We start from the raw sequence: 13,928 nt of genomic DNA on the forward strand, positions 1-13,928 counted from the left end.
CACTCATTTTTTGTTTTTTGGTTAGTCGGTCTCAGCCACGCATCCGCTCTCCCTGCGGGTCGTAGAGGGGCTGAAGCTGGACCTGGATCGGATAGCGTTTGCCGGCGATCTGGACCTCGAAATCACCCTCTTCGAGCCATGCCTTCGAGACGCCATCCTCACGATGCAGGCTTGCAAGCCCCAGCATTTTGCCAACGCGGTAGCCCCATCCTCCGGAGGTGACGTGGCCCACAAGGTCATCGCCTTTCCAGATCGGTTCATTGTGCGCGAGATAAGGACCTGTTCTTCCGAGGCCGTTGACGGAGACCGATACCGTCCTGAAGAGCGTGGCTGCACCGCCTGCCTTCTGCCTTGCGAGAGGGCCTTTGCCGATGAACTCGCTCTTGTTGAGATCAACAGCAAATCCTAGGCCGGTTTCGTAAGGTGTGTCCTCCTCGGTGATGTCATGCCCGAAGTGCCTGAAAGCCTTTTCAAGGCGGCAACTTCCCATGGCAAACATTCCCATATGCCGCAGGCCGAGTGGCGTTCCGACCGTCAGGATGTTCTCGTAGACACCGTGCGTGAACTCCGTCGAAATCAGCAGCTCGTAGCCAAGTTCGCCTACGAACGATCTTCTGATGGCCCAGACCCGTGCATGGGCAAGGTCGATTTCCCGCGCGGCACCGAACGGAAATTTCTCGTTGCTGAGGTCGTCTATCGTCAGGGCGGAAAGTATCTCGCGAGACTTCGGCCCATGGATCGTCAGCAGCGCGTAGGACGACGTGGCGTCGAAGATTTCGAACCGCCACTCCGGGTCCGCATGCATTTCAAGCCAGGCGCGGTCGCGAACCTGGCTGGGGTGCCCCGTAACCACGAGGAATTTCTGTGGGCCGATCCGCGTGACCGTCACGTCGGCCTCGATGCCGCCGCGTTGATTGAGGAATTGGGTGTAGACGGAGGTTCCGACCGCCACGTCCATCTGGGCACCGCAGACCCTGTTCAACATTTCGACGGCATCCGGTCCCTGCACCAGGAGTTTGGCGTACATGGACTGGTCAAGGAGCACCGCCGCATCCCGGGCGGCGGCACATTCGTCGGCCACCAGGGAAGACCAGTATTGCTCGCCGACCGAAGGTTTGTCCTGCCATCCCAAGCCGGACGGGTCGTAATACATTGGAATTTCCCAGCCGATGCGCTCGGCGAAAACAGCGTTTTGCGATTTCAGCCTGTCGTGCAGTGGTACCCGACGTACCCCGCGTGCCGTTTCGATCTGGCGGCCCGCCCAGTGGATGCCGTAATGGAATCCGACGGACTCACCGACCCTGTCGGCATTGTATGTCGAGTTGGATTGAAAGGGATGGGCGCGAGAAGCCAGCATGGAGTTCATGCTGCGGCTCGGATATCCGTCGATCAGCCACTCCGCCATCGTTAAGCCGACGCCGCCGGAGTTCAGGATGCCGTTGGAATTCATGCCGGCGGCAATGAACAGGCCTGGCATTTCCGGCGCGGGGCCGAGGTAGGGCCGACCGTCCGGTGTGAAACTCTCGGGGCCGTTGAAAAACGTCTTGATCCCCATCTCGGCAAGCGCTGGCATGCGGGCGAAGATCGTCTCAAGCATCGGTTCGGTATGTTCCATGTCGAATGGAAGTTCGTCGAACTCGAAACCGTCTGGAATGCCCTCTTTGCCCCAAGCCTTGCCCAAGGCTTCGAAACCACCGATCAACAGCTTGCCCGCGTCCTCCTTCCAGTAGGTCCGTTCTTCGCCGACGACAAGGCAGGGCAGGGTGCGCGGGAGGCCGGCAATCGCTTCGGTGACGATGTAGAAATGCTCCGCTGCATGAAGGGGCACAGTCACCCCATGTGCCTTGGCAAAGCGGCTTGTCCACATCCCGCCGGCGAGAATGACTTTTTCGGTGGCGATCACACCCTGATCGGTTTCGACACCAATCACCCGGCCGTTCTTCGTCAGAATTCTTGTGGCCGAAGTGTTCTCAAAAATCAGCGCCCCGTTGTTGCGAGCGCCGCGGGCCATCGCCTGGGTGACGTCCAGGGGATTGACCTGACCGTTGGAGGGAACGAAGAAGCCGCCTTGGACGCCCCCATAGTCCACCAGGGGCCAGATTTCTTTCAGCTCCGGGATCGAGAGTATGTGGCTTTCGATTTCCATTCGTCCGGCATGGTCATGGTTGCGCAGCAACTGGTCCATCCGGATATCCGACAATGCGAGATGCAGCGTGCCGTTCTGCTTGTAGCCCGTTGCCTGTCCCGTCTCACTTTCGAGTTCCATAAAGAGCCGTGCGGTGTATTTCGAGAGCGCTGTCTGCGAGCCAGACTCACGCAGTTGCCCGACGATTCCTGCCGCGTGCCATGTCGTCCCACTTGCAAGCTGTTTACGCTCCAAGAGCACCGCACCCGCCATTCCGCGTTTCGCAAGATGGTAGAGGGACGATATGCCGATGATGCCGCCGCCGATGACGACTGCAGGAGCCCGTTCTGGGAGTGACCTTGGGGATCTGTTTTCGGTCATCAGAGTTGAATCCACGCTGTCTTGAGATTGAGGAATTTATCGAGGGCATGCGGCGACTTGTCGTGACCGTTGCCAGACTGTCCGACGCCACCGAGCGGCACGGTGATGTCCGGCCCTCCATATGTGTTGACGTGGACGACGCCGGCCCTGATCGCCCTTACCATGCGATGGGCGCGCGAGAGGTTGGACGTCCAGACGCCGGATGCCAGCCCGTAAATCGTCGAGTTTGCGATCCGAACCGCGGCGGCCTCGTCGTCAAACGGCGTGATCGCAAGCACCGGGCCGAACACTTCTTCCTGGGCAAGGGCGGCGTCTGGAGCGACTTGGTCAAACACCGTCGGCGCCATGAAGAATCCCCCTGTTTCCTCGCGGATTCGGGTACCGCCGGTAAGCAGCGAGGCGCCATCGGCTGTGGCCCGGGCCACAAATTCCAGGTTCTTGAAAAGTTGGTCGGCGCTTGCAATTGCGCCAGCCTCGGTTCTGACATCAAGGGGATCGCCCAACCGCATCTGTGAAGCAAATTCGGCCACTTTTTGCGCAAAATCAGCGTGAATCGAGCGCTCTACCAAGATCCGGGAGCCGGCTACGCAAACCTGACCGGAGTTGCGGAATATGCCATAGGCCGCGACCTTGGCTGCCTGATCGAGATCCGGTGCGTCCGCGAACACTACGTTCGGCGACTTACCTCCGAGTTCGAGATAGACGCGCTTGAGATTAGATCGGGCGGAATATTCGAGAAGCCTCCGCCCTACGGGACCGGAGCCCGTGAAAGCCAGCACATCGACGTCATTGTGGAGTCCGAGTGCGGCACCGACGACGGAACCCTGCCCGGTGACCACATTGAAGACGCCGGCCGGCAGGCCAGCCTCCGAACAGATCTCCGCCAAACGCAGCAAGGTAAGTGATGCGACCTCCGCCGGTTTTACGACAACCGAATTTCCGGCCGCCAGCGCGGGAGCGATTTTCCATGCTCCGATCATCATCGGGAAGTTCCACGGAACAATCACGCCAACAACGCCGACGGGGTCATGATGAACCAGGCCGAGAACCGAAGCGGCCGTCGGTGCGATCTCGCCGTAGACCTTGTCGATCAACTCGCCGTAGTAGCGGAACGTGTTGGCCGCGCTTCCAGGCTCCGCCTTTATCGCCATCGAGATTTCGGTGCCGTTGTCGCGGACTCCGAGCACGGCCAGTTCCAGCGCATTCTTTTCGATGAGTTCGGCGATGCGGTGCATCACCTTCTTGCGTTCGGCCGGCGCAGCCCTCGACCATAATCCACGGTCGAAACTCGCCCTGGCACTCGCCACCGCCAGGTCGATATCGCCTTCTTCGGCTTCAGCGAGGCGCGTAAGGATTGACCCATCAAGCGGCGATATCACCTCGCGCGTCCCGCCTTTCAGGGCCTTGCGCGCTTTTCCGTCGATGAAAAGCCCTTGCTCCGGAACTGAAAGCCCCCGAAGCTGGTCGATCTGGATTTGATCCATTGGTTGTCCTTACGGTCGGTTCCGAGTCGTTCTCAGTCACGCTAAATCGGAATGGTGTCGCGGGCTGCCTTCAGCGGTCAGATAGACCGAGCCAGCGGGACGAGCGTTTTGAGGCAAATTCATTCGGATTTCCCATTATGGCTTGACCGTCGATTCGCGGTTCATTATTGTCACCATCAGTTTAAAAAGCTTGCATTAGGTTTGAAGTTCTGTCAAGTAGCACTCATCGAGGAGAGGAAATCGTGCCGAAATCCGGACCTGGGGAAACAGTTCCAATGATGAAAAGCGTCGATAGGGCGCTTTATCTACTTTCATATTTTACCGTGCAGGAACCGGAATGGGGCCTGAGCGACCTCGCCCGAAAGTCCAAAGTCGACAAAGCAACGACTCTTCGGATCCTTGTTGCGCTTATTCGCAACGGCTTTGTGGAACAGCATGCGGAAACCAAGAAATACCGCCTGGGGATTGCCGTACTCAGGCTGGCTCGGGTTAGAGAAGCTAGTTTCCCGCTCCTGTCATTCATCAATCCCGTGCTCGACAGGCTTGCCGAGGAGATGGAAGAAACCGCGCACGCCACACTGGCGGCCGAGACCGCAATGATCACGGTTGCGGTGACGGAGCCGAAGAGATCGACCCGTGTCTGGGTGAACCCGTCGCAATTGCTGCCTTTTCACGCGACCGCATCTGGTCTGGCGTTTCTGGCGTTCGCCGCGCCTGAGGTCCGCGACGGGGTTTTTGCCGAGGGAGAATTGGTCAGGTACACGAAAAATACCGTGGTCGACGAAGAGGAACTGCGGGCGCAATTGGACCAAATCAGGAATCGCGGCTTCGCCTTTGCGCCTGGGTCTTTTGAAGTGGAATCGAGCGGTGTGGCCGCGCCGATCTTTTCCAGCAGTGGCGACGCTTTTGGATCGGTGGCGATCGCCGGTGTCGCATCTCGAATGATGAAGGACAGGCAGTTGAAAGCCGCACGGCTCGTAGTCGGGGCTTCGGTGGAAATATCTCGCGCAATCGGCGCTGAACCTCATCCGAGCATCCTGCGTGCAACGAAGGATCTTCTTGATGCCTGAACGCCGTAGTGCGCTTGTCCTCGATTTCGGCGGTGTGATCTCGAAAACGGTCTTTGAAACCCAGCGCCTGAACGAGGCCGCCTTGGGACTGCCTGCAGGCACCCTTGACTGGATGGGCCCCTTCGACACCGATGGCGACGCGTTGTGGCAACAGATGCAGTCCGGGGCAATCACCGAACGGGACTACTGGTACACGCGGGCACGCGAGACCGGCAAGCTCCTCGGTGAGACCTGGGATGAACTCCCCGTGTTCCTCCAGCGCATCCGGGGTGATGATCCGCAGCTGATGATCAGACCAGAGGCGTTGCGCGCGATTGAGGTTGCCAAGGACGCGGGTAAGAAGCTTGCCATCCTGTCGAATGAGCTCGATCTGTTCTATGGCGCGGGATTTCGGTCCAAGCTTCCATTCCTTCAGATGTTCGACCTGATCGTCGACGCGACGTACACAAAAATCCTGAAACCCGACCCGCGCGCTTACGGGTTCGTCTTCGACGGGCTTGGCCTTGCCCCTTCGGATTGCGTGTTCGTGGACGACCAGGCCAAGAACGTCAAAGGAGCGTCGGACGTCGGGATGCACATCGTGCACTTCGATGTTACCGGGCCAGGCGAAAGCTATGCCCAGGCAATCAAGATGCTGGGAATTTGAGAGGAACAGAGGGTGCGAGAGACGAATTTCCTTGTTGAGAACAACGCCCGCCACATGTGGCATCCCATGGCGCATCCCGCCGAGATGCAAGCGAACCCGCCGCACATCATCAATGCGGCCGAGGGGGTTGAGGTCACCGATATCCACGGCAGGAAGCTGCTCGATGCCGTCGGCGGCCTTTGGAATGTCAACCTCGGCTATTCTTGCGAGCCGGTGAAAAAGGCGATCCGCGATCAACTGGACCAGCTTCCCTATTATTCCGCGTTCCGCGGCACATCGCCGTCGCCGGCGATCGAGCTCTCATACGAGCTGGCGGAATGGTTCAAGGAAGACGGCCTCGTGCGTGCGTTCTTCACGTCGGGCGGTTCGGATTCGGTCGAGACCGCTTTGCGTCTGGCGCGTCAGTATCACAAGATCAATGGCCAACCCGAGCGCACCAAGTTTGTTGCCCTCAAGAAGGGCTACCATGGCACGCATTTCGGTGGCGCATCGGTCAATGGCAATGCCAACTTCCGCCGCAACTACGAGCCGTTGCTACCTGGGGTTTTTCATCTCGCCGCACCTTATGCCTACCGCAATCCCTTCGGCACCTCTGATCCGGCGGAGATTGCCCAGGCGATCGCTCGCCAGTTCGAGGATGAGATCGCCTTCCAGGGGGCCGATACGATCGCTGCCATGATCATGGAACCGGTGCTGGGGTCGGGTGGCGTTATCGTGCCGCATGAAACCTTCATGCCATTGATGCGTGCCATTTGCGACAAGCACGGCATTTTGCTGATCGCCGACGAGGTGATCACAGCGTTTGGACGCACGGGCGCCTGGACCGGCTCGCGTGGCTGGGGTGTCAAACCGGACTTCATGTGCACGGCCAAGGCAATCAGCAACGGATACTTTCCGTTCGGCGCGGTGATGATCTGCCAAAAGGTGGCAACGGTATTTGAGGCCTCCAAGGGCGCCATTGGCTCGATCGGCCACGGCTACACCTATTCAGGTCACCCAGTTGGAGCCGCCGCAGCGCTCGCGACGCTCGCCGAAACAAAACGTCTCAACGTCGCCGCGAATGCAAAGGCCCGGGGAGCGGAGTTGCTTGTGGGCCTTGAAGGCCTCAAGGAGAAGCATGAGCTGGTAGGGGACGTGCGGGGTCTCGGTCTGATGTGCGCGCTTGAACTGGTGTCGGACCGCAAGACGAAATCGGCAGCGGCCAAAGACGTCGTGCAGAAGGTTTTCGACACCGCATACGAAGAAAGCGTAATGGTCCGCACTTCCGGTGCCAACGTCATCATCTCACCCCCGCTCGTCATCACGGCGGCAGATGTGAAGCGGATCGTCGCCGCACTCGATGTGGGCCTCGCGCAAGCCGGGCGATAATTGATTGAGATGGAATATTGCCTGGGCCATGTGGTCCCGGAATAGGGAAACTCACCCCGAAAATAAGGGCACAATCAAGTGAAAATCCTTGTACCCGTGAAGCGAGTTGTGGATGCGAACGTCAAGGTTCGCGTCAAGGCTGACGGTTCGGCTGTAGAACTCGCCAACGTCAAGATGGCGATGAACCCGTTTGACGAGATCGCGGTCGAAGAGGCGCTCCGGCTGAAGGAAGCCGGCAAGGCGGAAGAGATCATCGTCGTCTCTATCGGACCGCAGCAGGCGCAGGAAACCTTGCGCACCGCGCTCGCCATGGGCGCCGACCGCGCCATCCTGGTCAAGACCGATGAGCAGACCGAGCCGCTCGGTGTCGCCAAGGTGCTGAAGGGCGTCGTCGACGCCGAACAGCCTGGCCTCGTCATCCTCGGCAAGCAGGCGATCGACGACGATTCCAACCAGACCGGCCAGATGCTGGCAGCCCTTCTCGGCTGGGCGCAGGGCACTTTCGCCTCCAAGGTTGTCATCGACGGCGACAAGGCCAAGGTGACGCGCGAAGTCGACGGCGGCCTGCAGACGGTGGAACTGAAGATGCCGGCGATCATCACCGCCGACCTTCGCCTCAACCAGCCGCGCTATGCCTCCTTGCCCAACATCATGAAGGCCAAGAAGAAGCAGCTCGACGAAAAGAGCCCGGCCGACTACGGCGCCGACGTCAAGCGGCGGCTGAAGGTGCTCAAGACCGAGGAGCCCAGCGGCCGCAAGGCGGGCGTCAAGGTCAAGTCGGTGGCCGAATTGATCGACAAGCTCAAGAACGAAGCCGGCGTGCTGTAAGCGATCGGAAAAGGAGACAACAACATGGCTATTCTTCTGATTGCCGAACACGACAACGCAACCCTTTCCGACCAGACCGCCAAGGCGCTTTCCGCGGCCCTGCAGATCGGTTCGGACGTGCATTTGCTGGTCGCCGGCAAGGGCGCCAAGCCGGCGGCGGATGCCGCAGCCAAGCTCAAGGGCGTCACCAAGGTGCTGCTGGCCGATGCCGATGAACTGACCGAGCGTCTCGCCGAACCGCTGGCGGCGCTGGTCGTCTCGCTGGCCGGCGCTTACGACACCATCATCGCGCCTGCGACCTCGTCGGGCAAGAACGTCGCGCCGCGCGTCGCCGCCCTGCTCGATGTCGCGCAGGTCTCCGAGATCATCGAGATCGTGTCGCCCGACACCTTCAAGCGGCCGATCTACGCCGGCAATGCCATCCAGACGGTGCAGTCAACCGACGCCAAGAAAGTGATCACCGTGCGCACCGCATCATATTCGAGCGCCTCCCAAGGCAATGCGGCTGCCGTCGAGCTTGCCTCGCCGGCAGCCGACCCGAGGCTCTCCATTTTCATTGAGAACAAGCTTTCCGACACCGACCGTCCGGAACTAACCTCGGCCAAGATCATCATCTCGGGCGGCCGTGCGCTGGGTTCGGCGGAAAAATTCAAGGAGGTCATCCTGCCGGTCGCCGACAAGCTCGGTGCGGCTGTTGGCGCTTCGCGCGCCGCGGTCGATGCCGGCTATGCGCCGAACGACTGGCAGGTCGGCCAGACCGGCAAGGTGGTGGCTCCCGATCTCTACATCGCGGTGGGCATCTCCGGCGCCATCCAGCACCTCGCCGGCATGAAGGATTCCAAGGTCATCGTCGCCATCAACAAGGACGAGGAGGCGCCGATCTTCCAGGTAGCCGACTACGGTCTCGTCGCCGACCTTTTTGATGTCCTTCCCGAACTTGCCAAAATTTGACACGAGGGGAATGAAAACGTGCCGCAATCCTACACGATTACCCTGTCCTGCGACGACCAACCCGGCATCGTCGCGGCGGTCGCGACGGAACTTTCCGCCCTGGGCGCCAATATAACCGAGAGCAACCAGTTCTGGGACCGCCTTTCCAACCGCTTCTTCATGCGCATCGCCGTCGAATTCAGGCAGCCCACAACCAAGGAACAGGTCGAACACGCCGTGAAGCCCGTGTTGGACCGCTTCGGCATGAAGGCCGATGTCGTCGACGCCGGCCGCAAGCTGAAGATCATCATCATGGTTTCCAGGTTCGACCACGCAATGTTGCATCTGCTCTACCAAATCCGTGTGGGATGGCTGCAGGTCGAGGTTGTAGCTATCGTGTCGAACCACGAGGACAGCCGCCGAACCGCAGAGATAGAGGGTATCCCCTATCACGTCTTCAACATCACCAAGGACAACAAGGCGGAAAAGGAGAAGGTGCTGCTCGATCTCGTCCGGGAGACGGAGGCAGATCTCGTGGTGTTAGCCCGATACATGCAGGTGCTCTCGGACAACCTCTCCACCCGGCTGTTCGGAAAAGTCATCAACATCCATCACTCGTTCCTTCCGTCGTTCAAGGGAGCAAAGCCTTATCATCAGGCCTTCGAACGCGGCGTGAAGCTGATTGGCGCGACAGCCCACTATGTGACGCCTGATCTCGACGAAGGGCCGATCATCGAGCAGGAAACGGAGCGTGTGACGCATACGATGACCGCCGACGATTTCGTCGCCACGGGCCGGGATATAGAAAGCAGGGTGCTGGCCAGGGCGGTGAAGATGCACCTGGAGCGTCGGGTCATGCTCAATGGCCACAAGACAATCGTTTTCGCGTGACCAGGGCCAGATGAGAGAACCAGTCATCATCTCTGGAGCAATCGTGGCGGCTTCAATACTCGAACGAGTAAAACTCGAAACTGAGGCCTTGAAGAGTTCCGGCATCAATCCTGGTCTTGCCGTGGTTATCGTCGGAAGTGATCCAGCCAGCCAGGTTTACGTCTCCTCGAAGGGGCGGAAGGCCGAAGAGTGCGGCTTCCTCTCACGAAAGTATGAATTGCCCGAAATCACGTCCGAGAAAGAACTTCTTGGCCTGGTGCACACATTGAACGAAGACCCGAAAATTCATGGACTCCTTCTGCAGTTGCCTTTGCCAAAACATCTGGATGCAGGAAAGATTATTCAGGCGATATCGCCTGACAAGGACGTTGATGGGTTCCATTATGTCAATGTGGGTATGCTGGGAACTGGCGAACTCGAGGGCGCGCTCGTCCCGTGTACGCCAGCAGGGGCGATGCTGCTGATTGAGTCGGTCCGGGGCAAGGACCTGTCAGGTTTGACGGCGGTGGTCATCGGGCGGTCCAACATCGTCGGCAAACCGATGGCCAATCTGCTGCTCGCGTCGAACGCGACCGTAACGATCGCGCACAGCCGAACAGCGGAAATCGAACAGATCTGCCGAGGGGCCGACATCCTGGTCGCCGCTGTCGGCAAGCCGGACTTCGTGAAGGGAGACTGGATCAAACCGGGTGCCACGGTTATCGACATCGGTATTAACCGACTACCCGCAGCCGATGGCACCGGAAAGGGACGTTTAGTCGGCGACGTTGATTTCGAGGACGCTTGTCGAATTGCCGGGGCAATCACTCCCGTGCCCGGCGGCGTCGGGCCGATGACGATCGCGATGCTCATGGCCAACACCCTTAAGGCCGCCCAGCGCAGCGCTCGGTGAAGAAGACTCTAGCAGCGACCAATCATTGCCTCAGCCTTGGTCGAATTCCACGAGTCCTCGATTGACCACGCTGCTGCCTCCGTCGACGTTGATCAGGGCGCCGTTGACATACGAGGCTTCCGGCGAAAGGAGAAACGCGGCGACATTTGCTATTTCGCTCGCGTCAGCTGCCCGCCGTTGCGGCACGAGCCGCGTGACACGGCGATATCCCGGCTCTGGGTCCCCGCCTTCGGTCAGCATGCTCATTTCCATATCGGCCATCTCCGTTCGCACCCAGCCCGGGGCAATCACGTTGGCGCGAAGACCATGGCGAGCGTATTCAAGGGCTATCGTCTGGGTTAGGAGCGTCACACCGGCTTTCGACGCACTGTAGGCGGCCAGCCCGGCACCGGCCGTTGCGCCCGCAACGGACGAGATGGTGACGATCGCTCCTTTTGTCCGCAGCAGATGCGGAATTGCAGCTTTCGCCATTACAAACGGCGCGGTCAGATTGACGTCGATTTGGGTTTGCCAGTCGACAATGGACATCTCCGAGACGGATGCGGCGATGACAGTGCCTGCGTTCAGGACCAGCGAATCCAGGCGACCGAAATGGGCAACGACCTTTTCAACTACGGCTGCCGCGTCAGCGGGCACGCTTATATCAGCCGCAATCGCCAGTCCGCCCGTCTGGTTGGCGACGGTTTGCAGGATTGCCTCTCTTCGCCCGCAGATTGCGACGAAATGCGTGGACGCCAATTTCAATGCGATGGCTGCACCGATCCCGGTGCCTCCGCCTGTTATCAGGGCTACAGGCCTGCTTTCGTCGACTGCCGAAGGCATCTCCGATTACCCTTTCCTAAGCCACCAAATTGCAGAAGGAACCGCGTTCAAGATCACCAGCCTGTGCCAAGATAGTCGTCCGCAAGACCGTATGAATCGTCGAGGTAGCGTGACAAGCGTGCGCCATTGTCGGCCAATTCCGGGCGTTCTCCGATCCATCCAATGTAAGTAAGACTACGCAGAAGCAGGAAGAGCGGCAGCAGCGATTCGGAACGTTCAGACAGTTCCCTGCTTTGCCTATAGCCATCGAGAACCGCCTTCTTGATTGCCGGGTAGTGGGGCTCCTTGCGGTTGCGCAATAGCGTCGTTGCGATATCGAAGACACGCCACCCGTAACCGGAGTCATCGAAATCTATGAACTGGACGGAGCTTGGCGTCACCAGGACGTTCTCCCTGACGAGGTCTGCATGGATCAGGCCGAAATCAAGGTTCTGGACGCCCTCGAGTTTGGACGACAAGATACCGCGAAGCCTACCGAGTTTGTTTTGGTCTGCCACCGACAGAGCGTCGAAATCCCAGAAACGTCCCCATAGAGGGGTCTCCCCGAGCAAACCGTCCTTGTCCCAGGATGGACGGTCGAAAGCACCGCCGCATACCCAGGCGTCGCTGATGTTGTGGAGATCGGCCATCTTGTTGCCGAGGGCGCTGAACAGGCGAACGAGATCTTGCGGTTCGTGCTCAAGCATCACGCCCGACTGGCCCAGCGGCGCTCCGGAGAGCCAAGACACGATGTCGGCGTTCTGTTCGGGAAAGTCCACGCTCGACGGCAGCGCTATATAGTCGCCGCCGTTGAGAGTGGGGAGAGGCGTCGGGACCTCGATTCCGCCTTGCCTCAGCACCTTCATCCACTGCAGCTCCGAACCAAGGGCCGCGGCGCTGTGGTATCCAGGACGGTGGAGCCTCAGGACCGCGGGGCGCCCGTCCGAAAGTGCAATCCTGAAGACTGCATTCTCACGGTACTTCAGAAGCTCCGGCTGCTGGGGCGAGAGTCCCCAGTGAGCGAGTGCTTCCTTGGCTCTGAGTGAAAGACGTGCAGATAGCGCCTCGGAAATGTCTCCCACGACAAATCTCCCTAGAGCGCTGTCAGCACGTCATCGAGGGTGCCGATCAACAGGTCGGCATTTTCCGTAGTGAAGGGCATCGGCGGGCGGATTTTCGTCGCGCACTGGTGGATGCCGAGCTTGCCCATCAAAACCCCGCGCTTGCGCATTTCGTTGATGAGCCGCGTTGCGAGTTCAGGCGCGGGCGTCTTCTCCGCCCTGTCGAGCACAAGTTCCGCCCCGAAAAACAGTCCGTTGCCACGCACGTCGCCGATGACGGAATGCTTTTGCGCCAACCGCACGAGGCCGTCCTTGGCATATTTGCCGACGTTTTTTGCGTTTTCGACCAGTTTCTCGTCTTCCAGCACGTCGAGTACGGCCATGCCCGCAGCACAGGAAACCGGATTGCCGCCAAAGGTGTTGAAATATCGAAACGCCTTGCGGAATGCGTTCAGGGTCTCCGATCCCGCCACGACGCCAGCAATGGGATGTCCGTTTCCCATCGGCTTGCCCAGCGTGACGACATCGGGAACGATGCCGGCGTGCTGATGTCCCCACATGTTGTCGCCAGTCCTGCCAAACCCAGGTTGGACTTCGTCGGCAATTAGAAGACCCCCAGCCTTTCGCACCGCTTCGGCCGCTCCCGTCAAGAATCCCTTGGGCAAATCGGGGAAGCCCTCGTTCGCGAAGAACGGGTCGACGATCAAAGCCGAGAACCCGTGTCCGCTCTCGTCAAGCGAACGGATCGCCTTCTCTACCTCAGCGGTGAAAGCAGCTGCAAACGGTTCGCCCGCAACCCCACCCAGTGGCCGGTAGCTGTCGGGTGCCGATACATGACGGACATGGCCGCCATAGCCTCCGACAGGTGGCATACGTGTCGACAGCTGGGAAACGGCCGTCGTGTTTCCGTGGTAGGTGAAGTCTGTTGCGATCACCCCCGTCTTTCCTGTGACGGCTTGTGCCATCCGAAGAGCGATGTCGTTCGCCTCGCTACCGGTACAGGTCAGGATGGCGGCATCCAGCGAATCGTCGAAGTAACCCAAAAGTCGTTCTACGTAGTTCAGGATGCCTTCGTGGAGATACCGGGTGTGTGTGTTCAGCGTTGAAGCCTGTCGGCAGATCGCATCCACTACATACGGGTGGCAATGGCCGACATGGGGCACGTTGTTGTAGCAGTCTAGATAACGCTTGCCGTCCGCGTCCCACAGCCAGACACCCTCTCCGCGGACGAGATGCACAGGATTCTCGTAGAAGATCGAGGTGTTCTTTCCGAGCAATTTCTCGCGCCTGGCGAGCAGAGCCTGCGTGTCGTCCATCATCCAGCCTGTTGTGGTTTGTTTGACCATCGGTTCATTATTGTATCCATCAGATAGATTATCGGTCCGAGGCTTGATCGATGTCAAGTATGCCATCGCAAAATAGCGTTGCTGCAGGCCGGTTGACATTTCCAA

12 protein-coding genes are annotated in these 13,928 nt (G+C 59.4%); 7 read left to right on the forward strand and 5 right to left on the reverse strand.

Annotation, left to right across the window (positions count from 1 at the left end):
• Positions 1 to 31 precede the first annotated feature (31 nt).
• Together LB559_RS06645 and LB559_RS06650 are read right to left on the reverse strand one after the other, a co-directional pair.
• Positions 32 to 2,506 (reverse strand): FAD-dependent oxidoreductase, encoded by a 2,475-nt coding sequence (locus LB559_RS06645; protein WP_135867236.1) that lies wholly within the window; start codon positions 2,504 to 2,506, stop codon positions 32 to 34.
• Complete coding sequence (locus LB559_RS06650; RefSeq protein WP_224673599.1) at positions 2,506 to 3,990, reverse strand: aldehyde dehydrogenase; 1,485 nt, start codon at positions 3,988 to 3,990, stop codon at positions 2,506 to 2,508. The genes LB559_RS06645 and LB559_RS06650 overlap by 1 nt, the downstream gene beginning before the upstream one ends.
• Positions 3,991 to 4,265: 275 nt before the next feature.
• On the opposite strand from LB559_RS06650, the gene LB559_RS06655 reads away from it, so the two are divergent.
• From LB559_RS06655 to folD, 7 genes are all read left to right on the forward strand, one after another.
• Positions 4,266 to 5,060 (forward strand): IclR family transcriptional regulator, encoded by a 795-nt coding sequence (locus LB559_RS06655; protein WP_224673600.1) that lies wholly within the window; start codon positions 4,266 to 4,268, stop codon positions 5,058 to 5,060.
• The gene (locus LB559_RS06660; RefSeq protein ID WP_126070446.1) at positions 5,053 to 5,706 is read left to right on the forward strand and encodes an HAD-IA family hydrolase; all 654 of its coding nucleotides are present in this window, start codon (positions 5,053 to 5,055) and stop codon (positions 5,704 to 5,706) included. Before LB559_RS06655 ends, LB559_RS06660 begins: the two co-directional genes overlap by 8 nt.
• Before the next feature lie 12 nt (positions 5,707 to 5,718).
• Positions 5,719 to 7,074 carry an aspartate aminotransferase family protein gene (locus LB559_RS06665; RefSeq protein ID WP_126070445.1) on the forward strand — a complete coding sequence of 452 codons (1,356 nt, stop codon included), beginning with the start codon at positions 5,719 to 5,721 and terminating at the stop codon, positions 7,072 to 7,074.
• A 78-nt stretch (positions 7,075 to 7,152) separates the two neighbouring features.
• A complete protein-coding gene (locus LB559_RS06670; protein WP_126070444.1) occupies positions 7,153 to 7,902 on the forward strand; it encodes an electron transfer flavoprotein subunit beta/FixA family protein in 750 nt (249 codons plus the stop codon).
• Between the two features lie 24 nt (positions 7,903 to 7,926).
• Entirely contained in the window at positions 7,927 to 8,853 is a 927-nt protein-coding gene (locus tag LB559_RS06675) for an electron transfer flavoprotein subunit alpha/FixB family protein (RefSeq protein WP_126070443.1), read from the forward strand.
• Between the two features lie 18 nt (positions 8,854 to 8,871).
• Entirely contained in the window at positions 8,872 to 9,723 is an 852-nt protein-coding gene (gene purU, locus LB559_RS06680) for a formyltetrahydrofolate deformylase (protein ID WP_135867232.1), read from the forward strand.
• 10 nt (positions 9,724 to 9,733) lie between these two features.
• Positions 9,734 to 10,615, forward strand: a complete 882-nt coding sequence (gene folD / locus LB559_RS06685) for a bifunctional methylenetetrahydrofolate dehydrogenase/methenyltetrahydrofolate cyclohydrolase FolD (RefSeq protein WP_126070441.1) — start codon at positions 9,734 to 9,736, stop codon at positions 10,613 to 10,615.
• A gap of 30 nt (positions 10,616 to 10,645) precedes the next feature.
• Here folD and LB559_RS06690 read toward each other — a convergent pair whose 3' ends face one another.
• The 3 genes from LB559_RS06690 to LB559_RS06700 are packed head-to-tail and all read right to left on the reverse strand — an operon-like array spanning position 10,646 to position 13,793.
• Positions 10,646 to 11,437: an SDR family NAD(P)-dependent oxidoreductase gene (locus LB559_RS06690; protein WP_126070440.1), complete on the reverse strand. Its 792-nt coding sequence runs from the start codon at positions 11,435 to 11,437 to the stop codon at positions 10,646 to 10,648.
• A gap of 53 nt (positions 11,438 to 11,490) precedes the next feature.
• Positions 11,491 to 12,498: a phosphotransferase enzyme family protein gene (locus LB559_RS06695; protein ID WP_126070439.1), complete on the reverse strand. Its 1,008-nt coding sequence runs from the start codon at positions 12,496 to 12,498 to the stop codon at positions 11,491 to 11,493.
• Positions 12,499 to 12,509: 11 nt separating this feature from the next.
• Positions 12,510 to 13,793, reverse strand: a complete 1,284-nt coding sequence (locus tag LB559_RS06700; RefSeq protein ID WP_126071187.1) for an aspartate aminotransferase family protein — start codon at positions 13,791 to 13,793, stop codon at positions 12,510 to 12,512.
• Positions 13,794 to 13,928 lie beyond the last annotated feature (135 nt).

It is taken from the genome of Mesorhizobium sp. BR1-1-3, assembly GCF_020165455.1.
Lineage (GTDB): Bacteria > Pseudomonadota > Alphaproteobacteria > Rhizobiales > Rhizobiaceae > Mesorhizobium > Mesorhizobium ciceri.

What these genes read in the sequence shown, in the direction of transcription:
- LB559_RS06645 (WP_135867236.1), bottom strand. Translation starts at nt 2,506, where the DNA reads ATGACCGAAAACAGATCCCCAAGGTCACTCCCAGAACGGGCTCCTGCA.
- LB559_RS06650 (WP_224673599.1), bottom strand. Translation starts at nt 3,990, where the DNA reads ATGGATCAAATCCAGATCGACCAGCTTCGGGGGCTTTCAGTTCCGGAG.
- LB559_RS06655 (WP_224673600.1), top strand. Translation starts at nt 4,266, where the DNA reads ATGATGAAAAGCGTCGATAGGGCGCTTTATCTACTTTCATATTTTACC.
- LB559_RS06660 (WP_126070446.1), top strand. Translation starts at nt 5,053, where the DNA reads ATGCCTGAACGCCGTAGTGCGCTTGTCCTCGATTTCGGCGGTGTGATC.
- LB559_RS06675 (WP_126070443.1), top strand. Translation starts at nt 7,927, where the DNA reads ATGGCTATTCTTCTGATTGCCGAACACGACAACGCAACCCTTTCCGAC.
- folD (WP_126070441.1), top strand. Translation starts at nt 9,734, where the DNA reads ATGAGAGAACCAGTCATCATCTCTGGAGCAATCGTGGCGGCTTCAATA.
- LB559_RS06690 (WP_126070440.1), bottom strand. Translation starts at nt 11,437, where the DNA reads ATGCCTTCGGCAGTCGACGAAAGCAGGCCTGTAGCCCTGATAACAGGC.
- LB559_RS06700 (WP_126071187.1), bottom strand. Translation starts at nt 13,793, where the DNA reads ATGGACGACACGCAGGCTCTGCTCGCCAGGCGCGAGAAATTGCTCGGA.